This is a genomic window from Granulicella sp. L56, from assembly GCF_009765835.1.
GTDB lineage: Bacteria > Acidobacteriota > Terriglobia > Terriglobales > Acidobacteriaceae > Edaphobacter.
Map to the genome: position 1 here is coordinate 77,082 of NZ_LMUS01000008.1, position 25,806 is coordinate 102,887.

Below are 25,806 nucleotides of genomic sequence, written 5' to 3' on the forward strand. Positions count from 1 at the left end.
CTTCGGTAGAGATGACGTGGATTGTGGCTGATATTGCTTCAGAGTCTTTGGACAGGTTCCTGATGGCTGCCGAGATGGCGGATGCTGTCTTCAAAGTTTTGTGTCAGCTCTGCCGGGGTGGAGTGCTCGTCGGCTGGGATGACTTTGCCGAGATGGATCTCCAGATGGCCGGAGCGTAGCCAGCCATTTTTTTTCATTTGATCGAAGCCGATGAGAGCTATGGGCAGCACAGGGACGCGTGACTCCTGTGCGAGCAGGCCTATGCCGGGGCGGAAGGGGTGCAGCTTTGCTTCGGGGCTGCGGGTGCCTTCGGGAAAGATCAGCACGGAGTAGCCGTTGTCCATGGCCCCGCCCGCGTGTTCGAAGCTGCACTGAAATCCGCGCAGGCGGGGCAGCGGAAAGACGTTGAACAGCGCGGTGACCAGCCAGTAGCCTGCCGGAGCCAGCAGGTTGAGGAGAGTGTTCGGTTGGTTTTGGCCGCGACGGAGATCAAGCAACATCTCGCCGGACATGGCGATTGCGGTTCGGTGGCGCAATCGCGCGGGCAGCGCATAGAGGATGAGTGCTCCATCGTAGGCGGTGACGTGATTGGCGATGATGAGCAATGGACCTTGCGGGGCGTGGTCGGATGGGCGCACTATTTTGGGTGCTGCCAATAGCCGGATGAGTGGTCGCATGACAAGCTCGATGAATGCGATGCGCGCGGCTTTGATGGGCCAGGACCAGGGCCAGCGGGGATAGATGTGGCTGGGCGCTGTGGGCTCTGGTTTAGTGATTGGAGCGTGCGGGGTAACGGTGGAGGGCTCTGCTATGGGGGGAGCGGTCTCGTTGTGGATCAACTGGCGCAGGTCGCCGAGGGTGATGGCCTTTGCAATTGCATCGTCGTTGAGCTCGAGTTGTAGCTGATGTTCTAATTCGGATTGCAATTGGACGCGCCCGAGGCTGTCCAGATGCAGGTCTTCGGAGAGGCGAAGATGGTCGTTAGGGTGAGAGATGGGTTCGCCGGTTACTGCGGCGATTAATTTGAGCAGGATGTCTTCGTCAGTGGAGGGGGATGGTTGAGACTGTTGCTGATGGAGGATGGTCTCGCAGGCCCACTGCGTGACATCTCTTCGTAACTGCTTGCCGGTTGAGGTGTAGGGGAATTGCAGTTGCCGCCACTTCAGCACGCGGCGAATTTGCTGATGGTTGGCCAGTGCGCGGTTTGCGGTGGCGACGGCTGTCTGTAACTCCTCGTCGCTTCCGTAGAAGAGTACGACTGCTATTGGTTCTGCGCCCCCGACTGTGGTTGCGCATGGGACGACTACGCATCCGCGCACGCCGGGCTGGGCATTCATCGCCTCTTCAAGGTCGGCGGGATGTATGTTCATGCCAGCGGCAGTGACAATTACGTCGCCTCTTCTGCCGAGGAAGCGCAGCTCGCCGGAGGGGTTCTCGGCTGCGAGATCGCCTGTTGCCAGCCACTCGCTTTCGCGAGGATGCATTGTGCCGTTCTGCCATGTGGACGCGGAAAGCATATCGCCACGCACGAGAATTTCGCCTTCGCTGCTGAGGCGCACCTCGCGGCCGGGCAATGCCTTTCCGATAGTTCCATGCGCTACGCGGAAGGGATGATTGAGTGTGATCAGCGCGGCGGTTTCGGTCATTCCATAGCCTTGTATCAGCGCCAGGCCCAGTTGATTCCAGAAGCGCTCGAGGTCGGTGGGGAGGGTTGCGCCGCCGGAGATGATGGCCCAGAATTTCCAGCCGAGCGCGCGGTGCACGGAGCGGAATTTCCACCAGCGCTTTAAGGGGGGGAGTGTGTTTGCCTGCTCTAATTTTTCGGGGGTGAGATTGAATTGTGTCAGTAGATGGGCGCGCAGCAGGTGGAGGACGCGTGGTACGGCTATGAGTACCGAGATGCGTTCGCGATGGATGAGGTGGATCGTGCGCCTGGCCTCAAGTTGTTCGACGAAGTGCACCTCTGCGGCAAGGAGCGGAGGTATCCAGAGACCCATGAATTGGCCAAAGACATGGCTGAGAGGAAGGGTGTGCAGAAAACGCAGGGGGTGGACCCAGCGCTCGTAGCGGCAGTACTTTGCTATCTCGACTTCGATGGGTTGAAGGCTGGCCAGTACGTTGCGGTGGGTATGGACGATGCCCTTTGGCTCGGAGGTCGTGCCCGAAGTGAAGATGATTTGGAAAGGAGTCTGATCGTTGACGGCGCTGCTTACTGCGAAGTTTGGGTGTGCGGGGAGACGTGTGGCCATCGCTGAAAGTTCGAGCTGCGGCAGGTCGGTCTTGAGCGATGCGAGGAGAGGCTGGTCGCAGACGATGAGCTTTGGCGTGACGTCGTTCAAGATGCGTTGGGCGAAGGAGGTTGAACCTGCGGCGTCGAGCGGGACGGCGATGACTCCCCGCAGCAGGCAGCCGAAGAATGCGGCGATCCACTCTGCGGAGTTCGCGCCCCAGAGGACGACTCGCTCGCCCGGTGCGATGCCGCGATGATCGATCTCTGCGGCGAAACGGCCTGCGAGGTTTGCGATTTCGCCGTAAGTGGTTCGATCACTGCGATTGCCGCGATGGGCCACTACCGCCGTTTGGGCAGCGTGCTGGCGGAGCTCGTGCACGAGGCTGGCCAGATGAGCGCGCACCGTTCCATCATAGTTGTTATGGGGCAGGTGCGGTGGCGATCTCGTGGATGCGGAGTGGGTGAGCTAAATGCGAAAGATGCAGCATGTTTCCCCAAAGAGTTTTTCGTGGTTTTTTATCTAGACGGCGAGACGTTATGGTGGAAGAAAGCATCATAGGAGAAACGCTAATGCTTCCTGTGCGATCAATTGATGAAATCAAGGGCCGTACGTCGAGGTGGCCTTCCATGTAACCAAACTTTCGATAGACCGGAGATACGATGACCTTGTTGCTGGTGCAGATGACTACAGTATTGCTGACCGCCCTTCTCTGCGGGTGGATCGCTCGCAAGCTCGGCCAGGCGAGGGTTATTGGCGAGATCTTAGGCGGCATTCTGATTGGCCCGTCGGTCTTTGGCCGTGTCGCGCCGCATAGCTGGGCAACATTGTTTCCTCAAAGCTCTTTTGGCTCGTTCGAGATATTGAGCACGATTGGACTGATCCTCTTTCTCTTTCTCATTGGAAGTGAACTCGACTACGAGCATCTGCGCCAGCAGAAGGGGACAGCCACGCTTGCGAGTGGGATGAGCATCCTGTTCCCGTTCATCATGGCGGCGATTGTTGCTCATCCGCTGCGCATTCGATTTGCCCCGGATGGAATTGGCAGTATTCCCTTCGTCCTTTTCCTCGGCATCTCGATGAGCATCACGGCCTTTCCGGTATTGGCCCGCATACTGGAAGAAAGAGGACTGCAATCGACGCCGTTGGGCACGACTGCGCTGATGTGCGCCGCAGTGGATGATGTATGCGCGTGGATGCTGCTTGCAATTGCTCTGACGCTGCTTCCTCATAGTGAGCACTCAATGGGTTTGCACTACAGATTTCTGCTTTTGTGCGGATATCTTGTCATCATGCTGGGCGTCGTTCGTCCGCTTGGAAACTGGCTCGTCAGACGCAAGGACAGTATTGGATTTTCTTATGAGCTTCTGGGGATTATTGTCGCCGTCGCACTTTCTTCCGCGGCAGCGACGGAGGCGATCGGCGTGCATCCTCTGTTTGGCGCGTTTCTGGCGGGTGTTTGCTTTCCACGGATCAAGAGTTGGCAGGTCGCAATCAGAACGCGTGTGGACACGATCGTATCGGTACTGCTTCTGCCGCTCTTCTTTGCTTTGACGGGGATGCGGACACGGTTGGATCTGCTGACCGGAAACAAAATATGGTTCTGGATGGGGGTTGTTCTGATTGTCGCTGTCGCCGGAAAGATGGGAGGCGCAGTGCTCGCGGCGCGGTGGACCGGGCAGTCGTGGCAGAATGCGGTGGCCTTGGGAGCTTTGCTCAATACCCGTGGTCTGGTGGAGTTGATTGTTCTGAATATCGCCTATAACGCTCATGTCTTTTCGCCGACACTGTTTACCATGCTGGTTGTTATGGCGTTGGTTACGACCATGATCACGACGCCGGTGCTCAACCTGCTTGGTATTGAAGACCGGGGCCAGAAGGGCCAGGATCTTGCGGTTCTGGCTTCAGCCGATTGAGGCATCGAGATTCTTTGATGTCAGGCCGAGCAAGATCAGGTTAGTTCGTTTGCCGTGATGATTTCGCGGATGAGGGGTTGGAGATTTGGTGGGGTTGTAGAGATTTGTAACGTTTTCTGGAGCATATGTTCAGGCTCTTCCAAGAGGGACTTTTCTTCCGAGAAGAGAGTGACAAGCGGCTGGCCTTTTTTGAGGTGATCGCCTAGCTTGGCGTGCATCTCGATGCCTGCGTGGGCGCTGACGGGATCGCCGGGTTTGGCGCGGCCTGCTCCAAGACGCTGGACGGCCCAGCCTACTTGTTTGCAGTCCATGCTGCTGAGGTAGCCATCCTGCGAGGCGGTGAGGGTGCGCGTGGCGGTGGGTTTGTGGAAGGCTGCGGGGTCTTCGAAGATGGTGGTGTCGCCGCCCTGGGCTGCGATGATCTTGAGCCACGCCTTGTAGGCTTCGCCGCTGGTGAGGATTTCGTCGGAGAGCTTGGCGCCTGCTTCTGGAGTGGCGGCGTGACCGGCGAGGTGGAGCATCCATCCGGAGAGGATGTTCGAGAGTTCGATGAGGTCGGCGGACATTCGATGGCGTTTGCCCTGCATGATGTCGACGCACTCCCATACTTCGACCCAGTTGCCGGAGAAGCGGCCTAAGGGCTCCTCCATGGAGGTGAGGAGCGCGGCGGTGCGGGTGCCGGAGGCTTCGCCGGTGCGGACCATGAGTTCGGCGAGGAATTTTGATTTTTCGTAGGTGGGCATGAAAGCTCCGCTGCCTACTTTGACGTCGAGGACGAGGGCGTTGAGGCTCTCGGCGAGCTTCTTGCTCATGATGCTGGCGCAGATGAGGAAGGGAGATTCGACGGTGCCGGTGTGGTCGCGGAGGGCGTAGAGGATGCGGTCGGCGGGAACGATGCGCGGGGTCTGGCCGATGAGGGCGGCTCCGCACTCTTTTAATAAAGATGTGAGTTGCTGGAGGTTGAGCTGGGTGTCGAAGCCGGGGATGGTTTCTAGTTTGTCGAGCGTGCCGCCGGTGTGGCCAAGCGAGCGACCGCTGATCATGGGGACGCAGATGCCGGGGACTCCGGCGGGGGTGGGTGATGCGAGGCCTGCGGCGGCGAGGATGGGGGCGATGAGCAGGGAGGTTTTGTCGCCGACTCCGCCGGTGGAGTGCTTGTCTACCGTGAAGGTGTGGAGGGGCGCGGCATCAAAGGTTTCGCCGGAGAAGCGCATGGCAGTGGTGAGCGTGGCGAGTTCGCGGGTGTCGAAGCCGCGCTGGAAGACGGCCATGAGGAAGCTGGCGATCTGAGCGTCGGTGACTAATTGTTTTTCTGGCGTGCGGTCTACGATGGCGCGGATGAAGGATTGGATCTCGGCGTCGGTGAGGGCGAGGCCGTCGCGCTTGTGGAGGATGACGTCGATGGGATGGATGGTCATGGCTTGTCTTGTCTATTAGAGCAGTATCGAGGGAATGGAGTTAAGGGCAACGGCAAAATACAGGGGTCTCTCCGCTGCGGCGGCAAAAGGCCGCCTTCGGTCGAGATGACGTGCTCTTTTGGGGGGATGACTTCTTAAACTTTTCCGGCGCTATTGCTTCAGTACGAAAGCTGCGGGGAGGAGGTCGGCGATGGTGGCGTGGTTGAAGGTGCCGTCTTGATTGGGGAAGAAGATGATGGTGTTTGGGGTGCTGAATTCGAGGATGGTTTGGCGGCAGGCTCCGCAGGGTTGGCTGGCGGCATGGTTGAGGTTGGCGACGGCGATGGCGCGGATGCGGAGGTCAGGGCCGTGGAGAGCGACGGCGGAGGTGATGGCAGTCTGCTCGGCGCAGGTGGTGAGGCGGTAGGAGGCGTTTTCTACGTTGCAGCCGGTGACGATGGAGCCGTCTTCGAGGAGAACAGCGGCGCCTACGCGGAAGTGACTATAGGGGGCGTAGGCGTTCTTAGCGGCGGCGGCAGCTTTCTGCTGGAGCTGCTCGATCAGAGAGGGGGTGAGGTCGGCGGTTGGATTCGACGGCATGTTTGTGAGGCTAATCGGTGCCTGGATGAATGGCAAGGCATGGGGCGGGCCTTCAGCCCTCGGCTCGATTGGTTTACATGGTACCTGGGCCGATGGCCCAGGCTGGTATAGGGTTGTGTCGTTGGCGCTCGATAGTATAAGGCGCGCTGTTAGTGTTGCGTGGGTATCCAGATAGGCAAGTGCGGGTGGCTAATGATTTAGTTGTGTCTACCGATAAATAGTTTGTGGATGACCTGACCAAAGAATTTATCGCAGAGAGCCAGGAAGGGCTGGACCGGATGGAACGGTGCCTGACTGAGCTTGAGGTGCGGCCTGACGACGAGGAGCTGGTGGGAGAGATCTTCCGCTCGGTGCATACGATCAAAGGGACGACCGGGTTTCTGGGCTTTGACCGGCTGGAGAAGCTGGCGCATACCGGGGAGCATCTGCTGGGCTCGCTGCGGGATGGCAAGCTGGCGGTGACTTCGGAGCTGATTAGCGGGCTGCTGAGTCTGCTGGATGGATTGCGCGCCATTCTTGCCCTGATTGAAGAGACGGGCGGCGAAGGGACGAGGGCTAATGATGAAGACGGCGAATTGATCGCCGAGCTTACGGCTTTGAACGGGGCTGCGCCGCCTCCGGTAGAGGTAGGGCAGCATGTAGAGGCTGAGGTCCATGCGGCGGCAACGCCTGCGGCGGGTACGGCTTCTGCGGCGGCGATGGGTGGCGGCGACAAGACGCTGCGTATTGATGTCGATGTGCTCAACCGCATGATGAATCTGGTGGGTGAGCTGGTGCTGACGCGCAACCAGATGTTGCAGAGCAATACAGAGGCTGCGAATTTTCCTGAGCTGGCGCGGCGGTTGGACAGCGTTACGGCGGACCTGCGCGAGACGGTGATGCAGGCGCGTATGCAGCCGGTGGGAAATTTGTTCGGCAAGTTTCCGCGGCTGGTGAGAGATCTGGCGCGGACCTGCGGACGCGATGTAAGGATCGAGTTCAGCGGGCAGGAGACGGGGCTGGACAAGAGCCTACTCGAGGCGATTAAGGATCCGCTGACCCATGCGGTGCGGAACGCCGTCGATCACGGAATTGAAGCGCCGCATGTTCGCGTGCTGGCGGGTAAATCTGCCGAGGGATGCGTGAAGCTGAGGGCGTTTCATCAGGGCGGCTCGGTGGTGATCGAAGTTGCGGATGATGGCGCGGGTATTGGCATCGAGCGCGTGCTGGCGAAGGCGGTGGAGCGCAATCTGGTGACGGCAGAGCAGGCTGCGGGGATGTCGGAGCGGGAGGCGTTGCAGCTTATTTTTCTGCCTGGGTTTTCGACGGCGGCGGCGGTGACGACTGTGTCGGGGCGCGGCGTCGGTATGGACGTGGTGCGCGCGAATGTCGAGAAGGTGGGCGGCAGCGTTGAAGTGGAATCGAAGATGGGGCAGGGAACGACGCTGCGGTTGCGGGTTCCGCTGACGCTGGCAATTGTTCCCGCGCTGGTGGTGCGAAGCGGTGGGCAGAGCTTTGCGTTGCCGCAGACTGCGCTGGTGGAGCTGGTGTATGTGCCCAGGCGTGATGCACAAAAGGCAGTCGAAAAGATTGGTGCGGCCGAGCTTTACCGGCTGCGGGAGCGGCTGCTGCCGATGGTGTGGCTGGACCGGCTGCTCGGGTTGGATTCGCAGTGGACCGACGAGGCGCACGGATTTTATCTGGCGGTGCTGGAGGCAGAGGGTTGCCGCTATGGACTGGTGGTCGATGACTTGCTGGCTCCGGAAGAGATTGTCGTGAAGCCGCTGTCGTCGGTGCTGCGCGAGATTGGCTTGTTCTCTGGAGCGACGGTGCTGGGGAATGGAACGCTGGCGCTGATTCTTGACATCGCGGCGACTGCTGCTCGTGCGGGAGTGAAGCCGACGGAAGAAGAGGTGGAGGAGATTGAGGTGGCGAAGGTGGAAGATGCAGCGGATGTTTCGTTCATGGTCTTTGAAGAGCGCGTGAAAGAACGCACCGCGCTGCCTCTGGATGTCGTGGAGCGGATTGAGAGCGTGCCGCTGACGCAGATTGAGTATGCGGGCGGGCGGGCGCTGTTGCAGTACCGTGGCGATCTGCTGCCTTTGCGCGATGACGGCAATGTGTTGGCGGAGATGGAGGCGAGTGCGCAGACGGGCGACGAAGCTTTGGTGACGGTACTGATCTGCGCCAATGCGGGTGTGGGCGGACGGCACAGGATCGGCATGGTGGTGCGGCGGGTGCTCGATGTCTCTACGGGCAGGATGCTGGATCAGGATGCAGCGTCGGAGGGGATGGAGATGGCGTTGGTAAAGGAGAAGCTGACGATGGTTCATCACCAGTTCGGCATGAAGGCGGCGGCGGGCTGGAAGGAGGTTGCGTGAATATCTCCAGGGGAAGCGTGATGGATGAGATGCAGGACGAAGATGATGCGGTGTCGTTGTGCTCGCTGTTTTCGGGGAGCGAGAGCTTTGGCATCGACACGCGCAAGATTCGTGAGGTGCTGGGCAAGCGCGAGTTGCAGCAGGTGCCGATGGCTCCGGCGTACATCGGGGGAGTGGTGCCGTATCGCGGCGAGGTACTGACGACGGTGAACCTTCGCGCGCTGTTGGGAATGAGTGAGAACAGCGCGGCGAGCTGCATTTTGGTTTTGGAAGACGATGAAGTTGCGGAACGATTTGGCCTGATGGTGGATGAGGTGGGCGGTGTGGTGACGGTGAACCGGCGAATGCTGGAGGCGAATCCGTGCACGCTGGAGGCGCGAGGGAAGTGGCTGTTCGACGGGGCTTACAAGATGCAGACGGGATTGATGGTGCAACTGGATCCGGCGAAGCTGCGGCCATCGCGGCTGTCGGAGACAGGGCTGTTCAAACAAGGTAGGACGGGAGCCATGGATGCGAGCACTGATAGTCGATGATTCGAGTTTTATCCGCGATTATCTGCGGCAGCTTCTCGACCGGATGGGAATTACGTGCGAAGAGGCTGTGAATGGAAGCAATGCGCTTGAGGTGCTGGCGGGGGCGCAGGCGTTCGATTTAATGCTTCTGGATGTGAATATGCCGGTGATGAATGGGCTGGAGTGCGTGAAGGCTCTGCGCGAGGCGCATCTGGGGCCGGAGATGAAGGTCATGATGGTAACGACTGAGGCGGACAACTCTTTCATAACGACCGCGCTGGATAACGGCGCGGATGAGTTTTTAATGAAGCCCTTTACGCCGGAGAGCCTGCGCGAAAAGATGGCTTTGCTTGGATTCGCAGCGACCTAGCGAAGAGAGATTGAAAAGGGTGGAAGTAATGGGGATCTCAAGCGAACAGCCGCTTCGTGTTCTTGCGGCAGACGACTCCGCGGTGATGCGCGGAATTATGCGAAAGCTCTTCGAGATGCACGCGGAGGACAAGTTGAGTAGGCTGCCGCCGATGGAGTTGTGCGGTACAGCGCAGGATGGCGTCGAATGCATGGAGGCAGTGGCGCGTCTGGCGCCGGATGCTTTGGTCTTGGATTTGGAGATGCCTCGGTTGAATGGGCTGGATGTTCTGGACCGGTTGCGAGATGCAAATCCGGCACTTCCGGTGATTATGTGCAGTTCTTATACCGAGCGGGGTGCGCAATCGACGCTGGAGGCGCTGGCACGCGGGGCTGCGGACTATGTGATGAAGCCGAGCGAGCAGCGTGATCTGGCTGCAGCGTTGCAATCGCTGGCGCAGCAGTTGCTGCCGAAGATCGCGGCGTTGACGAAAGGACGCAGGCGGAAGAGTGAAGAGAATGTTGCGCAGGCTGCGCAGAGCGCCAGGGGTGGCGATGGACGGAGAGAGTCGCCGATTGAAGTCGTGGTGATTGGGCTGTCGACGGGCGGGCCGTCAGCGCTGGAGCAGATGTTGCCGCGGTTGCCGTCGAATTTTCCGGTGCCGGTGCTGATTGTGCAGCATATGCCAAAACTCTTTACGGGAGCGCTGGCGGAGAGGCTGAACAAATGCTGCGCGTTGCAAGTGAGGCAGGCTTACGACGGAGAAGCGGTTGTGCCGGGTACGGTGTGGCTGGCTCCGGGCGACTCGCATATGGAGGTGGCTGCGCGGAAGATGGGATTTGGTCTCGATGACGCCGACTCGAAGGAACGTGGAGCGAGAGTGAAGTTGCACCAGCAGGAGCCGCTGAATCATTGCCGGCCCTCGGTGGATTATTTGTTTCATTCGGCGGCGAGGCTTTATGGCGCTGGTGCGCTGGCGTTGATGATGACCGGTATGGGCGCGGATGGATTGGGTGGCGCACGAGCGGTGCATGAGGCGGGTGGCGTGGTGCTGGCGCAGGATGAGGCTACGTCGGCGGTGTGGGGAATGCCTGGGCGAGTCGCAGAGGCGGGGATTGCGGATGCCATTTTGCCGCTGGCCACGATTGCGGGCGAGTTGCGTCAAAGAGTGAATGCGGGGCGGCCGATGCGGTTGGCACAGGCTGAACACGCGGCAAGTACGACGGGTTCGCGGCGGGAGGGGATGCATGACTTGCTCTGATTCTGACTACGCGTATCTTCGTGAACTGGTGTTGCAACAGTCGGCCAATCGTATCGATCCATCGCGCAATGCGCTGTTCGATGCACGGCTGAAGCCGATTGCACAGAAGGCGGGTGCTTCAAATCTCAAGGACTTTGTGAGTATCCTGAAGGTCGATCGAGCGCCGCATCTTCATCGCGCCGTGGCTGAGGCGATGACGATTAATGAGACGAGTTTTTTTCGCGATCTGAAACCGTTTGAGATGCTGCGAGAGACGATCCTTCCCCGGTTGATTGAGCAGCGGAGCGAACAGCGGCGGCTGCGCATATGGAGCGCCGCCAGCTCGACTGGGCAGGAAGCGTACAGTATCGCGATGTTGATTGCAGAACATTTTCCCATGACTGCAGGGTGGGACGTGAAGATTATTGGGACAGATATTTCGCAGTATGTGATCGACTATGCGCGACGAGGGCGTTATCGGCGGCTGGAGGTGAATCGAGGGTTGCCTGCGCGGATGCTGTTGAAGTATCTGGTGCGCGATGGCGAAGAGTGGATGATCTCGGATCGGATTCGCTCGATGTGTGAGTTTCAGTATGCAAACTTGTGTGAGGCCCTGCCCAAGTTGCCGGTGTTTGACCTCGTGATGTTGCGAAACGTGCTGCTTTACTTTCCGTCGCAGGACCGGAGCTATCTCTTCAAGGATGTCTACCGGTTGATGGCTCCAGATGGTTGCCTGGTGTTGGGAAATGCGGAGCAGGCGGAGGATTCGTCGGACCTGTTTGAGGTGGAGTTCGCTTCGAACTCCTATTGCTATCGCCCTGTTGCTGGAGCCTGATTAGGAACGCGAAATGGTTTCAGTGCATCTTATAGATGTGCGGCAGGAAATGCTACTGGTGCACGTTGAACGATGCCGCGAGCCTCCTCCAGTTCGAAGAAGAAAAGCGTAGAGACGCTCAACCGCGCGGACGCTGCGCTTTCGCTGTTTCATCCGATTACAGAGAAGTGGTTCAGGGCGGTCTTTGATGGACCGACGCCTCCGCAGGTGGAGGGGTGGCCGGCGATTGCTCGCGGAGATTCGACGCTGATTCTGGCACCAACGGGAACGGGCAAGACGCTGACGGCGTTTCTTTGGTGCCTCGATCAATTGATGCTGCGGACGGCTGCGAATGCAGCGCGCGGGTGCCGAGTGGTTTATCTTTCGCCGCTGAAGGCGCTGGCTGTGGATGTGGAGAGAAATTTGCGCTCTCCGCTGGCTGGGATTGCCAACATGGCGAAACGTGATGGCGTAGAGGTCCGAATTCCGGAGATCAGCGTTCGCACCGGGGACACTTCGCAGAAGGAGCGGGCGAGGTTTCGGCGGCATCCGGGGGAGATTCTGATTACGACTCCGGAGAGCCTGTATCTGCTGCTGACTTCAGAGGCGGGTGAGGCCTTGCGGACGGTGGAGACGGTGATTGTGGATGAGATTCACGCGCTGGTCCCGAGCAAGCGTGGGGCGCATATGGCGGTTTCGCTGGAGCGGCTGGAGGCTTTGACAGGAAAGAAGCTACAGCGGATCGGCTTGTCGGCTACGCAGAGGCCGCTCGAAGAGGTGGCACGGTTTCTTGGGGGAGCGGAAGGGCAGGGAATTGTAGCGGATACGGTTACAGAAGAACCGCTCGCCGATGTGTTGATGAATGCGGCCAGCGATGATGAGGTGAAGGCGGACGTGGGCGTGAACGCTCCGCGATATCGTCCGGTGACGGTGGTGAATGCTGGCGCGAGGAAGGTGCTGGAGCTGAAGGTGGAGGTTCCGGTGGAAGATATGGCGCGGCTGGGGGAGATTGAAGAGCAGCCGAGTGGACCGGCTTCGCAGGGACCGAAGCGGACTTCGATCTGGCAGTCTATTTATCCGCGGTTGCTGGAGATTATTCAGGGGCGGACTTCGACGCTGATCTTTGTGAATGCGCGACGAGTAGCGGAGCGGCTTGCCGGAGCGCTGAATGATTTGGCTGGCGAAGCGATTGCGCGGGCGCATCATGGATCGTTGGCGGCGGCGCAGCGGAGCGAGATTGAGGAGATGTTGAAGGCGGGAAAGATTAAGGCGCTAATCGCTACGTCCTCGCTGGAACTGGGCATTGATATGGGTGCGATCGATCTGGTGATTCAGATTGAGGCTCCGCCTTCGGTGGCGAGTGGGATGCAGCGGATCGGGCGAGCGGGGCATCAGGTGGGAGCGCCTTCGCATGGGATTATCTTTCCGAAGTATCGTGCGGATTTGATTGCGTGTGCTGCGGTGACGCGGGCGATGCATGAAGGCCATGTGGAGTCGACTCGATTTCTACGGAATCCTTTGGATGTGTTGGCGCAGCAGATAGTGGCGGTGATTGCACATCCGCCGCTGGGTCTTGCGGATGCAGAAAGGCGGACGGCGCATAAGACGGATGAGGAAGAGAGCCCGGGGATCAGCTACGAGGCTCTGTTTGCGCTGATGCGGAGCGCGGCTCCGTTTGCGGGTTTGAGTAGGAGTGTCTTCGACGGTGTGCTGGATATGCTGGCGGGGCGGTATCCGTCGGATGAGTTTGCGGAGCTGCGACCAAGGGTTACGTGGGACCGGACGCGAAACTGGATTACGCCGCGTGCGGGGGTGAAGCGGATTGCGATTTTGAATGGCGGGACGATTCCGGATCGCGGAATGTATGGGGTTTTTCTTTCGGGGGAGCGGAGTAAGCTGGTTCGCGTGGGCGAGCTGGATGAGGAGATGGTGTTCGAGACGAAGCCGGGCGAGGTGTTTACGCTGGGTGCTTCGGCGTGGAGGATTGACGAGATTACGCATGACCGCGTGCTGGTTTCGCCTGCTCCGGGTGAGGCGGGTAAGATGCCTTTCTGGCATGGAGACCGCGCGGGGAGGCCGCTGGAGTTTGGGCGCAGGATTGGCGCACTGGTGCGGGAGCTGCGGGAGACTCCACGAAGTGTGGCAATTACTCGGCTGACACAGGAGCATGATCTGGAGGCTGGCGCGGCGGAGAATGTGCTGCGGTATCTGGCCGATCAGGAGTTGGCTACGGTGATTGTGCCGGATGACCGGAATATTGTGATCGAGCGCGTCCGCGATGAGTTGGGTGACTGGCGCGTGTGCGTGCTGACTCCGTTTGGCAGTAGGATTCATGCGCCTTGGGCGATGGCGGCTACAGCGAAGATTCGCGCGCATGGCGGGCCGGATGTAGAGACGATGTGGAGCGAGGATGGGTTTGTGCTGCGGTTTCCGGAGACGGAAGAAGCTCCGGCGATTGAGCCGATTTTATTGCAGCCGGAAGAGGCTGCGGAGCTGGTGCTGCAACAGTTGGGATCGACGGCGCTGTTTGCGGCGAAGTTTAGGGAGAGTGCGGCGCGGGCTTTGCTGTTGCCGAGACGACGGATGGATGGGCGAACTCCGCTGTGGCAGCAGAGGAAGCGGTCGTATGACTTGCTGAGTGTGGCCAGCCGGTATCCTTCGTTTCCGATTTTGCTTGAAGCTTATCGCGAGTGCCTGCGGGATGTGTTCGATATGCCTGCGTTAATGGAGACGCTGCGGCTGATGGAGAACCGGTCGGTGAGGGTGCATACAGTGGATTCGCGGACGCCGAGCCCGTTTGCATCGGCGTTACTGTTCAGCTATGTGGCGAACTATATCTATGACGGCGATGCTCCGCTGGCAGAGAGGCGGGCGCAAGCGCTATCGATCGATCAGGACCAGTTACGGGAGTTGATGGGCGATGCCGATCTTCGCGAGTTGCTGGATGCGAATGCGATTGAGGAGACGGAGGAGCAGCTGCAATGCGTGGTGGAGAACTACAAGGCGCGGACAATGGATGGGGTGCATGATCTGCTGTTGCGGCTTGGGGATTTGACGCGGGACGAATTACGAGCGCGATGTGTGAACGATGGGGTTGCTGAGAGTGTAGCGAAGCTGATGCGCGCACGGCGTGTACTTGAGGTGCAGTTCGCCGGAGGGAAGCGACTGATCGCGGTGGAGGATGCTGCGAAATATCGGGATGCGCTTGGAGTGCCGCTGCCTCCGGGATTGCCTACGGCGTTTCTGGAGGCTGCTCCCGAGGCTGTGGTCGATCTGCTGCGGCGGTTTGCGCGGACCCATGGGCCGTTTACTTCGCATGATGCCGTGGGGCGGTTTGATCTGCCAGTGGAGAGTGTTGACGCGGTTTTGCAGCGACTGGTGCAGGCGGGGCGAGTTGTGGAGGGTGGATTTCGTCCGGGTGGGATTCATCGCGAGTGGTGCGACAACGAGGTGCTGCGAACGATTCGGCGGAAGTCGCTGGCGCAGTTGCGTAAGGAGGTCGAGCCGGTGGAGCAGCGAACGCTGGCGCGGCTGCTGACGCGGTGGCAGGGTGTGGTGCAGCCGCGTCGTGGGTTGGATGCATTGCTGGATGTGATTGAGAATTTGCAGGGCGCTCCGCTGCCTGCTTCGATTCTGGAGACGGAGATTCTGCCGTCGCGCTTGACGGGATATAAGCCTGCCGATCTGGATACTTTGATTGCGGCAGGTGAGGTGGTTTGGGTTGGGCTCGATCCGATTGGCGAGAGGGATGGGCGGATTGGACTTTATCTGGCGGAGAAGTTGCCGGGACTTTGGAATGCAGGGAATAAAGATCAAGGTACGGCGATCAGTGAGCGAGGGGAGAAGGTGATTGCTTATCTGCGGGAACGGGGGGCTTCGTTCTTTCAGGATCTGCATGATGGGGTTGGGGGGGGGTATCCGGGGGAGACGCTGGAGGCACTGTGGGAGCTGGTTTGGAGGGGGTTGGTGACAAACGATGGGATGGCTGCGCTGCGGGCTTATTGTGAGCGGCCAGCCACGAGTGCGCGGAAGCAGCGGAGAGTGCATCAGCAGACGGGATTTCGTTCGCGGCGGACGACTCCGCCGACGGCGCAGGGGCGGTGGGCATTGCAGGCTGCGGCGTTTGCGGCTGATTGGTCGGCGACGGCGTGGAGCCATGCAATGGCGCAGCAGTTGTTGACGCGGTATGGTGTGGTATTTCGTGAGACGGCTCATGCGGAGAATTTGCCGGGGGGCTTTTCTGCGATCTATGACGTGATGAAAGCGTTGGAGGAGAGCGGGAAGATTCGTCGTGGATACTTTGCGGCGGATTTGGGGGCTACGCAGTTTGCTTTACCGGCAGCGGTGGATCTGCTGCGTTCGCTTCGGGTGCAGCAGGAGCCGGAGAAGCCGGAGATGTTACAGTTGGCGGCTACCGATCCGGCGAATCCTTATGGAGCGCTGTTGCGATGGCCTGCTCCTCCCGATGCTGGGTCTTCGCTGACTCGCAGCGTAGGTGCTCAGGTGATTTTGCGCGATGGGGAGTTGGTGGCTTATCTGCGGCGGGGAAATCCTAATGTGCAGGTATTTCTGCCGGAGGAGGAGCCGCAGCGGTCGCATGTGATGCGGAGTCTGGCGGAGTTTCTGGTCAAGCGGGTGCAGTCGCTGGAGGATGAGAACAGTCATGCAGGAATGCTGATTGCGATGGTGAATGGGATTGTGGTTGCGGAGCATGCGATGGCGCGGGCGTTGCTGGATGCGGGATTTGCTGCTGGCGCGATGGGATTTAATGTGCGACGAGGGCTGCCGCCTTTGCCGGGTGCTCATGCTCAGGTGCGTCCCAATGCCTGAGGGGGATACCATCTATCGTGCGGCGCGGGCTTTGCAGAGGGCGATTGGCGGCAAGGTGGTAACAAGATTTGAGACAGGGCTGGCAAAGCTGGCTCGGGTGAATGATGATGCGCCGCTGGTGGGGCGGGTGGTGGAGAAGGTGCAGTCGCGAGGGAAGTGGCTGCTGATTTATTTTTCCGGCGACCTGATTCTGGTGACGCATATGTTGATGAGCGGAAGCTGGCATCTTTATCGGTCCGGTGAGCGATGGCGGATGGGGCGGACACGGATGCGTGTGGTGATCCGCACGGTGGACTGGGAGGCGGTAGCGTTCAACGTGCCAATTGCGGAGTTTCATACGGCGCGGTCGTTAGAGCGAAGCAGCCAGGTGCCGAAGCTGGGGCCGGATATTCTGGCTGGCGAGTTTACGGTGGCGGGTGGGCTGGATCGGCTTGCTGCTTATGGACGGCAGAATCCTAATGCGGAGATTGGGGTGGTGCTGTTGAATCAGCGAGTGCTGGCGGGCTTGGGGAATGTTTATAAGAGCGAGGTGGCGTTTGCTGCGGGAGTGAATCCGTTTCGTGCGATGCGAACGATTACGCCGAAGGAGCTGGAAGCGATGGTGGACTTCGCGCAGCGCTATATGAAGGCTAACGTGGCGGACGGTAAAGGCGACGGGATTGTTACCTACTCGGGCAATCGAAGGACGACCCATGCCATGAATCGCGAGGAGAGGCTTTGGGTGTATCGGCGGCAGGGGCAGGACTGCAGAAGGTGCGGCGCTACGGTGATGATGCGAAGGCAGGGAGAGCAGGCGCGGTCAACGTATTGGTGTTCTGAGTGCCAGCCGTGGGTGGAAGAGAGAGTGGGCTTGTCGATAGACTGATGCCGAAATTGCTCGGCTTATGGAGTATCGAGCCAACCGCAGGTCCTTTGACTTCACCTCATGCGATAAAACTGCGCGAGACTCCGCTCAGGATGACAGTTTCTGTATTTACCAGATATTTAAAACCCAACTATATATGTCGATACCGCCTAATCAAAGGGAAGCTTTGGTAAGGTCGAGGGTCTGCCAGTCGCCGCGTTCGATGCCGGCCCGGATCTGTGCCGGGGTCTCGCCCTTCATGGTTTGCTGATAAGCGTAGGCAGCTTCTCTCATGCAGGTGGAGCAGGCAGCTCCGTGGGTGCCTTCGAAGCAGCTATGCAGACTATTGTGTCCCATTACGCGGTCGCAGTGGCAGTAGCAGGGCTCCTGATGCAGCACGTTGGGAATCTTTGCCGCCATCTTATATACGGTCACCTGATAGGGGTGGGAGAAGTATTCTCCAGTGAGCTGGTCGCCGCTCAGGATGTGGGGCAAAGGCTTTTTGGAAGCAGTTGCGTTGTAGGCCGGAACGTCGTCGGAGGGGTTGGTCCACTGTGCGGACGCCGCCATGGTCACAAGTCCTAAGATCAGGCAGCCGAGAATTCGCTTCATGTCGCAAATGATAAATGGCGTTGGGAGGGAAGTACAAATCGAAAGCTGTGCCGAACAAGAAGGTTGCGTAAAAGGCAAAAAAAAGGCGGCATGAACGATGCTTTGTTCATGCCGGGAGGCCAGTGACGCAACTTGTGTCAGCCGGTGTTACCTGGTGCGGGCTGAAAAACTGTTCGGGCGGTTACTCACGCTTGCCGATGAATTGAATATACCACAATGCGTATCCAGCAAATGCAAAATATGTCTCATCATAGAAAAAACCTGTCAAAAGAGTGCTTAAAGGTCGAGATCGTGGTCTCAATTTATGCCACTTAGTTATTTTATATCTGCTACTTACAGGTATCGGCCAGGGCTGAGGAAAACTAGATAAAAATATATTCATAAAATGAACAATGCTGATTTTGAGTATTGAAAAATTGGAATTTTGCCTTTTTGAGGCGCAAAGCCGATTGAGTTATAGTCCGATGGGCTCGTTATAGATGCCGAACTCGGCAATTCCGGGTGGCTTGGTGGAGCCTTTTATGGTCAGGCGGACGCGCTCGGCGGTGACGGACTGGAACCGATCCAGTTGAAAGACGGCTGGACTCTTGCCGCTGGCGACGCTATTCCATTGGTTGTTCTGCCAATATTCGAGGCTGTAGGAGACGATGCGGCTTTGGGCTCCGTAATCCTGATTGAACCGCGGTTCAACTATGGAGGCAGTATTGAAGGACGTTGGCCGGTCAAAGGTGATTTCGATCCAGCCTGAGGTCTCGTTGTCGTCTGCGATCCAATAGGTTTCGTAGCTGTTGTCGTTGGCTAAATCGGGGCCGATGCCTTCGGTATTGCGGCTGGCGAAGGATGGACGGGCAAAGGCCAGATTGCGTGTCGTGATGCCGACCGAGGGAGCGAGTTTTGGAGCGGGAGCCCGGTCTTTCCAGATGCGGCCTACTTCGGCAAGGCGTTCGACGGCATTTTGATCGAAGCGACCATCGCGATTGGGTGCTACGTTAATCAAAAGATTGCAGTGCTGTCGATTGAAGGGGACGAGCCAGTCGTTCACGATGGTATCGGCGGACTTGAGCTGCTCTGTGGGATAGCTCTCCTTCCAGAACCATTCGCTCTGCAATGTGGTTCCGGATTCTGAGGGGATGATGCTGTCGGACGAGATCTTCTGGCCAGCGTGCTGCTCGTACTGCTTGATGTCGGTGTAGCAGAGCGCGGAGCCGGGATATTGCCCGGCGTTGTGATCGGCTACCAGGCAGTTGGGCTGATGACTCTTGATGTGGTCGTAAATCTCACGAAAAGGAACCTGATCGTAGGTGATCCGGCTCCAACCGGCGTTCCAGCCGTCGAAGATGATCGCGGTGATGTCTCCATAGTTGGTGAGCAGTTCGGAGAGCTGGGCTTTGATCATCTCGATCTTTTTAGGGGTGACCTGATAAGACCAGATGTTGGCGCGAAGGTCGAGGATGGAGAAGTAAAGGCAGACCTTAAGGCCATGTTTCCGGAATGAGTTTGCGTAGGCCGCGACGACATCCTGGGTGAACGTCGCGTCCTTCACGCTGGGGCTGGTGGTCTTGGTGGGCCAGAGGCAGAAGCCGTCGTGATGCTTGGTGGTGAGGCAGCCGTAGGCCATTCCGGCAGAGCGAGCGGCCTGCGCCCATTGATCGGTGTCGAGATGGGCAGGGTTGAAGAGTTTGGGCGAGGCTTTGGGGTCGCCCCATTCACGCTGCTCGAACGTGGCCATGTTGAGGTGGAGGAAGATGCCGAAGCGGAGGTCCATGAACTCCTGCTGTAGTTCCAGCAGAGGCTTTGGAGTCTGCGGTATAGCGGTGGCCGCCAGAGCAGATTGTTTTGCGGCCAGAAGAGCTGCGGTTCCAGCAAGTCCATGAACAAACTCACGACGATTTGGCATAGTTGGGGCAGGCTCCGGCAGGGAATGCGCCTTGAGGGAATTGGCGGATGCCAAAGTCTGTCATGGAGGGAGAAGCGTGGTCAAGCGCTTGAATATCTAATTATTCAAAATAGGTATGAATTTATGCCTGATTGAGCGCTTATTTGGTATTTTTCTGAATATCGCTTTGCTCCGCGGAGATGCGGCCTGCCATGGCTGCATCGCGTTTGGTGATTCCACCCGCATCGTGCGAGACGAGGGCGAGTTGGACACGGTTATAGCGGATATCGATGTCCGGGTGGTGATTGGCCTCTTCGGCGATGGCAGCGATGCGATTGACGAATACCATTGCTCCGGGGAAGTCATGGAAGGTCCACTCTCGAACTAGTTTGCCTTCTTTCAGCGTCCACTCCGGATGAGCGCGCAATACATCTTCGATTTCGGTTGGAGCTAATGCTTTTTTCATAGCTGGCACCTCGCGGTTTTGATGCTATGCGTCGCGTCTACCGGGTGCAAGCATGGGGCGGCAGAAGGTAGATGACAGGGCCGAAGTGGACATTCTGGCAACCTCGGCGCGCAGGTCGGTCCATGATTCGATGGGCATGGCGAGAAAGGCCTCAACGATGTCTGGGTCGAACTGTTTGCCCGAGCATTGAGCGATCTCGGCGCAGGCGGCTTCGAAGGTCGTTCCTTTGCGGTAGGGGCGATCGGAGGTCATGGCGTCGAGAGCGTCGGCGATGGCGAAGATGCGTGCACCCAGGGGGATGGCTTCACCGCGCAGGCCGCGAGGGTAGCCGCTGCCGTCGAAGCGTTCCTGATGCGCGTAGACAATCTCGGCGGCTTCGCGAAGGAAGGGGATCTTGCGCACCATCTCGTATCCACGCTCGCAGTGCTCGCGCATGGTGCTCATCTCGTCAGTGTTGAGCCGGCCGGGCTTGAGCAGGATGCTGTCAGGTGTGGCGATCTTGCCGATGTCATGCAGAAAGGCTCCGCGAGCGATGACGCGCAGCTCGTCAGTTTCGATGCCCATGGAGCGAGCGAGCGCGATGGTGTAGGCGGTGACGCGGCGAGAGTGGCCTTCGGTCTCTTCATCGCGCAGGTCGAGGGCGTCGCCCATGGCTTCGAGGGTGATGTCGTAGCTGCGTTCGAGATCTTGCATGGTGGAGCGGAGGCGTCCGGTGCGAGTGGAGACGATGGATTCGAGGTTGTGGCGATAGATGGCGTTTTGTTTTCGCAGGCGACCATGTTCCATCGCGCGCAGGATGACGCTTTCGAGTTCGGCGTGGGAGAAGGGCTTGAGAAGATAATCGATTGCGCCGCGACGAAAGGCGCTGGTGGCGATCTGGGTGTCGTTGATGGCGGTGCAGATGACGACGGGAATAGCGGGATAATCGAAGGAGATATCGTCGAGCAGGCTGAGGCCGTCGGTTCCGGGCATGATGATGTCGGTGAGGACGAGATCGTAGTCGGGGTCCTGCTGCAGCCGGGCGAGCGCTTCGTCGGCGCTCTCGGTGGCCGTTATGGTGTGACCATTGTGCTCGAGCAATGCTGCCAGAGTTTGGCGCACAGAGGCTTCGTCATCGACGATCAGGATTCGTTTCTGCAGCATGGATAGGCACTTTTGCGCAGTAGCGCAGCCCGCGCGTTCGATGGACAGAAACGAGCGGCTTACCTGTTCTTATCGGCGGGACTGGCGGTTACATTATTGTTTTTTGGTGATGGCTCGCCTGGCTGCTACCCAGCCCGGCTTGTTAGCCTGACGGCTTCGGCCGAGTGCGAGTGCGCCATCGGGGACGTTCTCGGTGATGCAGCTTCCGGCGGCGACGTAGGCTCCGGCCCCTATGGTTACCGGAGCGACGAGCGTTGAGTCGGAGCCGACGAAGGCGCCGTCGCCGATGATGGTCTGGTGCTTGTGGACGCCGTCGTAGTTGCAGGTGATGGCGCCTGCGCCTATGTTGACTCCTGCGCCGATGATTGCATCGCCGAGATAGTTGAGGTGATTGGCCTTGGAGCCTTTGCCCAGCGTTACTTTTTTGGTCTCGACGAAGTTGCCGACGTGAGCGTTTTCGCCGATGCGGCTCTCGGGGCGGAGATGGGCGTAAGGGCCGAGGATGGCCCCGTCGGCGACTTCGGCGCTATCGAGGATGCAGCCGTTGCGTACCGTTACTCCGTTGCCGAGAGTCGATTGCTGGATGACAGAGTAGGAGCGGATGCGGCATTCTGTGCCGATGCTGGTCGCGCCGAGCAACTGCACATAGGGCTCGATGGTAGTGTCTGCGCCTACGGTGACGGCGGCGTCGATGACGCAGGTTTCGGGACGGAAGATGGTGACGCCCTGGGCCATGAGGCGCCTGGCGGTTTCGAGACGCATGGCGGCATCAAGGTGCATCATTTCCGCGATGGTGTTGGCTCCGAGGACTTCGTTAACGCTGTCAGCTTTGATGGCGACGACACGCTCGCCGTCGGCAACCAGCATGGCGGCTACGTCGGTGAGATAGAACTCACTGTGGGCGTTGTCGGTGGAGAGGGAATCGAGCTTGCGGAAGAGCGCTGCTGTTTCGAAGCAGTAGATTCCGGAGTTGATCTCGGGAGTGGCCAGTTGATCGGGACGCAGAGATTTCTGCTCAACGATTGCGGTTACCTCCGGCTTGTCGGGAGAGGCGCGCAGGATGCGACCGTAGCCTGTCGGATCGTCTGGTACAGCCGTGAGGATGGTCATGGCTGCGTGTTCGCGGAGATGGAGATCGCAGATAGAGGCTATGGTCTCGGGGCGGATGAGGGGCACGTCGCCGGAGAGGACGAGGAGATGTTTGGAGATGGCTGCGCCGGTCTCGGCGAAGTGCGCCTTGACTTGCTGGAGGGCGTGGCCGGTGCCGCGCTGCTCGGCCTGGAGGACGAACTGCACGCCGGTTGGGGCGACTGCGGCGCGGACGCGGTCGGCTTCGTGGCCGATGATGCAGTAGATGTGGTCGGCGGGAACTACGGTCTTTGCCGCGGCGATGACGTGCAGCAACAGTGCTTGTCCGCCGATCTCATGTAGAACTTTGGGGCGCTTGCTTTTGAGCCGCGTGCCTTTGCCTGCGGCCATGATGGCGATTGCAAATCCGGTGGTATCCATAGATAGATATCGTCTCACGATGACTTAGTTGGAGGGTTCTCCGGGTGGCGGTGGAATGGAGATATCCAGATTCGTTACCTTGCCGAGAGTGTCCAGTTTCGGCGCGATCTGTTCTTCATTGCCAACCACGACGATGGCGAGCTTCGAGGGATCGACGTATTTATTTGCTACTCGTGCCACGTCGGCTGAGGTGACTTTTTCGATGCCACTCTTGTACTTGTCGAGAAAGTCGGGTGGATAGCCGTAGAAGGCCAGCAAGACCTGCTCGTTAAGCGTCTTTTCAGGTGAGTCGTAGTGGAAGATGAACGAGTTTAGCACCTGATCCTTTGCCTTGCTGAGCTCGGCTGGAGTAGGCGGCTCGGTTTTGAGTTTGTCTATCTCGGCCAACATTGCCTGAGTTGCGGCTACTGTGCTGGTGCTCTTGGTGCCTGCGATGACGTAGAAGATGCCGGGGTGATCGTAGGACGCTCCGAAGCTGCCGCCTACGTCGTAAGCGAGGCCGAGCTTCGTTCGGACATCCTGTACGACGCGCGAGCCGAAGCCGCCGGAGAAGACCTCGTTCATGACGCTGAGCGCGTAGTAGTCGGGATTGCTCCGCTCGGTGCCGAGACCGACGATGACTACGTTTGACTGGTCGACATCCCCTTTTTCCGCAAAGTAGATCTTGTGTTCGGGATCGGCGAAGTGAATCGGCGTCGTCTTGATGAGGGTGCCGCGCTGCATCGAGCCGAAGGTTTCGCGGAGCTTGGCTTCCATCGCGGCGCTATCGAAGTCACCGGAGATGGCGACGATCATGCCGTTGGGTATGACTGTCTTATCGTGCCATGCTTTAAGGTCGGCGAGCTTGACGGCTTCGACCGTGACGTACTCCTCTTGACGGGCATAGGGATTGGTCGCGCCGTAGACCTGCTTGATGGCCTCGCGGTTGGCGATGTTGCTGGCGTCATCATTGCGACGAGAAATGCCGGTCTCTAACTGACGCTTGGCCAGCAGGAGCTTGTCTGCTTTGAAGTTGGGGTGCTCCAGAAGATCGACCGTCGCGCCAAAGACGCTGTCGAAGTCACCCTTCAGGCTCGACCAGTTCACTGAGGTCGTGGCTGTGCCGCCACTGGTCTCGAGGCTGGCCGCTTTATTTTCCAGCTGATCATCGAGCTTGTCGCCGTCCACGGTTGTTGTGCCGCTGGTTCTCCATGTCTGCCCGTAGAGCGAGACGAGGCCAATTTTGTCTGCGGGTTCGTCGCGGCTGCCGCCTCGAATCAGAATGGTCCCATTAATGAAGGGAAGTTCGTGGTCTTCCTGAAGAAAGATGACGAGGCCATTGGCCAGCTCGATTCGCTTTGGCTGCACAGGCTTGAAGGCATGGAGCGGGGGAATCGAAATACTCTTCCACGGCTGCGCTGTTGTCTTTGAATTGCTTGCCGGTTTGGCGGTCGCAGTCTGTGCAGAGCCGCTCATCGTTGCCAGGAAAACGGTCAATGCTATGCCTGCGAAACGCATCGTCGAGAGTCCCTTCATTTTGCACCTCCGGTTTGCGCCGGGGCAGGTGTTGGAGGAGTGGGGGAGTGGCTTTGTTGCGGTGGCACAAAGTCGATCTGTGCGCTGGTGCGGTTGCTGGCGAGGAAGATCTTATTGGCTACGCGGCGAATGTCTGCTTTGTTGACGGCATCTATCTTGTCTAACTGCCGAAACAACTCTCGCCAGTCTCCAAAACGCGTCTGATATTCAGCTAACTGGTGGGCTAGCCCTTCGTTATCGGCCAGGCCACGCAACAGGTCGGCGCGGGCGCGAGTCTTGAAGCGGGCCACCTCTTCATCCGATACATCCTGAGTCTTCAGAAGTTCAACTTGCTTGTGGATGGCTGTGCGCATCTCTTCCGGCGTGTGTCCGGGGAGGGGAACGGCATAGACCGCGAACAGGCCGGGATATTTGTCGCCGGGAAAGCCGCTGAAGCCTTCGGCTTCCGCAGCAATGCGCTGATCGCGTACGAGGCTACGATAAAGTCGCGCGGTGCGTCCGTTGGAGAAGATGTCGGTAATCGCGTCGTAAACCGCATCGTCGGGATCGCGATAGTCGGGCCGATGGTAGCCCTCAATATAGAAGGGCTGCGTTGCCTCTTTAATGATGACGGACTTCTCTGCAAACTGTGGCGGCTCGATGGTGGTCATCGGCTCGGGCCTCGGGCCTGCGGGGATGGGTGCGAAGTAACGTTCAAGGATGGGCATCGCCGTTGATGCTTTGACGTCGCCTACGACAGCGATGACGATATTCGAGGGCACATAATATTTTTTGTGGAACGCCTCGGCTTCGGTAGCTGTGACCTGGCTGATCTCGCTCTCCCAGCCGACTCCGCTGCGCCCGTAGGGATGCGCTACATAGGCTGTGGCGAGAAGCTGTTCGACCATGCGGCCGATGGGAGAGGAGTCGATGCGCATCCGGCGCTCCTCCTGGACTACGTCCCGCTCTTTGTAGAACTCGCGCTCCACGGGATGACCGATGCGCTGGCTTTCGAGATAGGCCCATAGCTGCAGACGGTTGGAAGGCATGCTCCAGAAATATTGTGTGGAGTCCTCTTCCGTGGACGCATTGATTCCGACCGCGCCGTTCTGTTCGGCGATCTCAGAGAACTGATTGGGAATGACGTATTTCTCGGCAGCAGCCTGGGCGTCCTCAAACACCTTCTTGAGCTGTTCCAGCTTGGCTGGGTCCTGCCCTACGCGCTTGCGGAACTCTGCGTCGTAGGCTGCGTAGGCGACTTCAACTTTTGCCAGGGCAACTTTTTCAGCAGGATAGTCGGTGGTGCCAATCTCCGTAGAGCCCTTGAAGGCCATGTGCTCGAACATGTGCGCCAGGCCGCTGTCTCCCTGCGGATCGTCCGCCGAGCCGGCATCGACTAGCGTATAGAAGCTGAAGACGGGGGCTTCGGGCCGCTCGCAGACGATGAGCGTCAGACCGTTGGGTAAGACCTTAACCGTCGTTCGTTTTTCGAAACTGGCCAGGTCCTGCGCCTTCGCTGCACAGCTAAAAGCAATTCCCAGCAGCATCGTCGACGCGATCATCCCTCGAACTCGCACAGAACTACCTCCATCAAAAAAATGATTACTGCCAGAAGT

At 58.8% G+C, this 25,806-nt stretch carries 18 protein-coding genes; 8 read left to right on the forward strand and 10 right to left on the reverse strand.

Annotated elements, in window-relative coordinates:
- Window positions 1-38 precede the first annotated feature (38 nt).
- Window positions 39-2,633, reverse strand: coding sequence for an AMP-binding protein (locus GSQ81_RS19045; RefSeq protein WP_158912386.1), 2,595 nt, complete (start codon window positions 2,631-2,633; stop codon window positions 39-41).
- Between the two features lie 257 nt (window positions 2,634-2,890).
- Here GSQ81_RS19045 and GSQ81_RS19050 point away from each other — a divergent pair, with 257 nt between their 5' ends.
- Window positions 2,891-4,144 carry a cation:proton antiporter gene (locus GSQ81_RS19050; RefSeq protein ID WP_158912387.1) on the forward strand — a complete coding sequence of 418 codons (1,254 nt, stop codon included), beginning with the start codon at window positions 2,891-2,893 and terminating at the stop codon, window positions 4,142-4,144.
- A 35-nt stretch (window positions 4,145-4,179) separates the two neighbouring features.
- Here the strand turns inward: GSQ81_RS19050 and GSQ81_RS19055 are convergent, their stop codons facing one another.
- Together GSQ81_RS19055 and cdd are read right to left on the reverse strand one after the other, a co-directional pair.
- Window positions 4,180-5,562, reverse strand: a complete 1,383-nt coding sequence (locus GSQ81_RS19055) for a thymidine phosphorylase (RefSeq protein WP_158912388.1) — start codon at window positions 5,560-5,562, stop codon at window positions 4,180-4,182.
- Between the two features lie 150 nt (window positions 5,563-5,712).
- Complete coding sequence (gene cdd, locus GSQ81_RS19060; RefSeq protein ID WP_158912389.1) at window positions 5,713-6,141, reverse strand: cytidine deaminase; 429 nt, start codon at window positions 6,139-6,141, stop codon at window positions 5,713-5,715.
- Window positions 6,142-6,365: 224 nt separating this feature from the next.
- Between cdd and GSQ81_RS19065 the strand changes: the two genes are divergently transcribed.
- The 7 genes from GSQ81_RS19065 to GSQ81_RS19095 all read left to right on the forward strand — a co-directional run bounded on the left by GSQ81_RS19065 (window position 6,366) and on the right by GSQ81_RS19095 (window position 17,111).
- Window positions 6,366-8,501, forward strand: a complete 2,136-nt coding sequence (locus GSQ81_RS19065; RefSeq protein WP_158912390.1) for a chemotaxis protein CheA — start codon at window positions 6,366-6,368, stop codon at window positions 8,499-8,501.
- On the forward strand, window positions 8,498-9,034 hold the full coding sequence (locus GSQ81_RS19070; protein WP_254060340.1) for a chemotaxis protein CheW: 537 nt from the start codon (window positions 8,498-8,500) through the stop codon (window positions 9,032-9,034). Before GSQ81_RS19065 ends, GSQ81_RS19070 begins: the two co-directional genes overlap by 4 nt.
- Window positions 9,012-9,383 carry a response regulator gene (locus GSQ81_RS19075; RefSeq protein WP_158912391.1) on the forward strand — a complete coding sequence of 124 codons (372 nt, stop codon included), beginning with the start codon at window positions 9,012-9,014 and terminating at the stop codon, window positions 9,381-9,383. The genes GSQ81_RS19070 and GSQ81_RS19075 overlap by 23 nt, the downstream gene beginning before the upstream one ends.
- A gap of 28 nt (window positions 9,384-9,411) precedes the next feature.
- The gene (locus GSQ81_RS19080; protein ID WP_158912392.1) at window positions 9,412-10,623 is read left to right on the forward strand and encodes a chemotaxis response regulator protein-glutamate methylesterase; all 1,212 of its coding nucleotides are present in this window, start codon (window positions 9,412-9,414) and stop codon (window positions 10,621-10,623) included.
- On the forward strand, window positions 10,610-11,437 hold the full coding sequence (locus tag GSQ81_RS19085) for a protein-glutamate O-methyltransferase CheR (RefSeq protein ID WP_158912393.1): 828 nt from the start codon (window positions 10,610-10,612) through the stop codon (window positions 11,435-11,437). The genes GSQ81_RS19080 and GSQ81_RS19085 overlap by 14 nt, the downstream gene beginning before the upstream one ends.
- A 72-nt stretch (window positions 11,438-11,509) precedes the next feature.
- Entirely contained in the window at window positions 11,510-16,246 is a 4,737-nt protein-coding gene (locus GSQ81_RS19090; protein WP_158912394.1) for a DNA glycosylase AlkZ-like family protein, read from the forward strand.
- Window positions 16,239-17,111 carry an Fpg/Nei family DNA glycosylase gene (locus GSQ81_RS19095; RefSeq protein ID WP_158912395.1) on the forward strand — a complete coding sequence of 291 codons (873 nt, stop codon included), beginning with the start codon at window positions 16,239-16,241 and terminating at the stop codon, window positions 17,109-17,111. The genes GSQ81_RS19090 and GSQ81_RS19095 overlap by 8 nt, the downstream gene beginning before the upstream one ends.
- 153 nt (window positions 17,112-17,264) lie before the next feature.
- Here the strand turns inward: GSQ81_RS19095 and GSQ81_RS19100 are convergent, their stop codons facing one another.
- The 7 genes from GSQ81_RS19100 to GSQ81_RS19130 form a co-directional block, all read right to left on the reverse strand.
- A complete protein-coding gene (locus GSQ81_RS19100) occupies window positions 17,265-17,702 on the reverse strand; it encodes a CYCXC family (seleno)protein (protein WP_254060341.1) in 438 nt (145 codons plus the stop codon).
- Between the two features lie 454 nt (window positions 17,703-18,156).
- On the reverse strand, window positions 18,157-19,599 hold the full coding sequence (locus GSQ81_RS19105) for an alpha-L-fucosidase (protein ID WP_158912396.1): 1,443 nt from the start codon (window positions 19,597-19,599) through the stop codon (window positions 18,157-18,159).
- Between the two features lie 139 nt (window positions 19,600-19,738).
- Window positions 19,739-20,044, reverse strand: coding sequence for a 4a-hydroxytetrahydrobiopterin dehydratase (locus tag GSQ81_RS19110; protein WP_158912397.1), 306 nt, complete (start codon window positions 20,042-20,044; stop codon window positions 19,739-19,741).
- Between the two features lie 24 nt (window positions 20,045-20,068).
- On the reverse strand, window positions 20,069-21,187 hold the full coding sequence (locus GSQ81_RS19115) for an HD domain-containing phosphohydrolase (protein ID WP_158912398.1): 1,119 nt from the start codon (window positions 21,185-21,187) through the stop codon (window positions 20,069-20,071).
- A gap of 93 nt (window positions 21,188-21,280) precedes the next feature.
- The gene (glmU, locus tag GSQ81_RS19120) at window positions 21,281-22,696 is read right to left on the reverse strand and encodes a bifunctional UDP-N-acetylglucosamine diphosphorylase/glucosamine-1-phosphate N-acetyltransferase GlmU (protein WP_158912399.1); all 1,416 of its coding nucleotides are present in this window, start codon (window positions 22,694-22,696) and stop codon (window positions 21,281-21,283) included.
- A gap of 24 nt (window positions 22,697-22,720) precedes the next feature.
- The gene (locus tag GSQ81_RS19125; protein WP_254060342.1) at window positions 22,721-24,211 is read right to left on the reverse strand and encodes a pitrilysin family protein; all 1,491 of its coding nucleotides are present in this window, start codon (window positions 24,209-24,211) and stop codon (window positions 22,721-22,723) included.
- Complete coding sequence (locus GSQ81_RS19130) at window positions 24,208-25,767, reverse strand: pitrilysin family protein (RefSeq protein ID WP_254060343.1); 1,560 nt, start codon at window positions 25,765-25,767, stop codon at window positions 24,208-24,210. Before GSQ81_RS19130 ends, GSQ81_RS19125 begins: the two co-directional genes overlap by 4 nt.
- Window positions 25,768-25,806 lie beyond the last annotated feature (39 nt).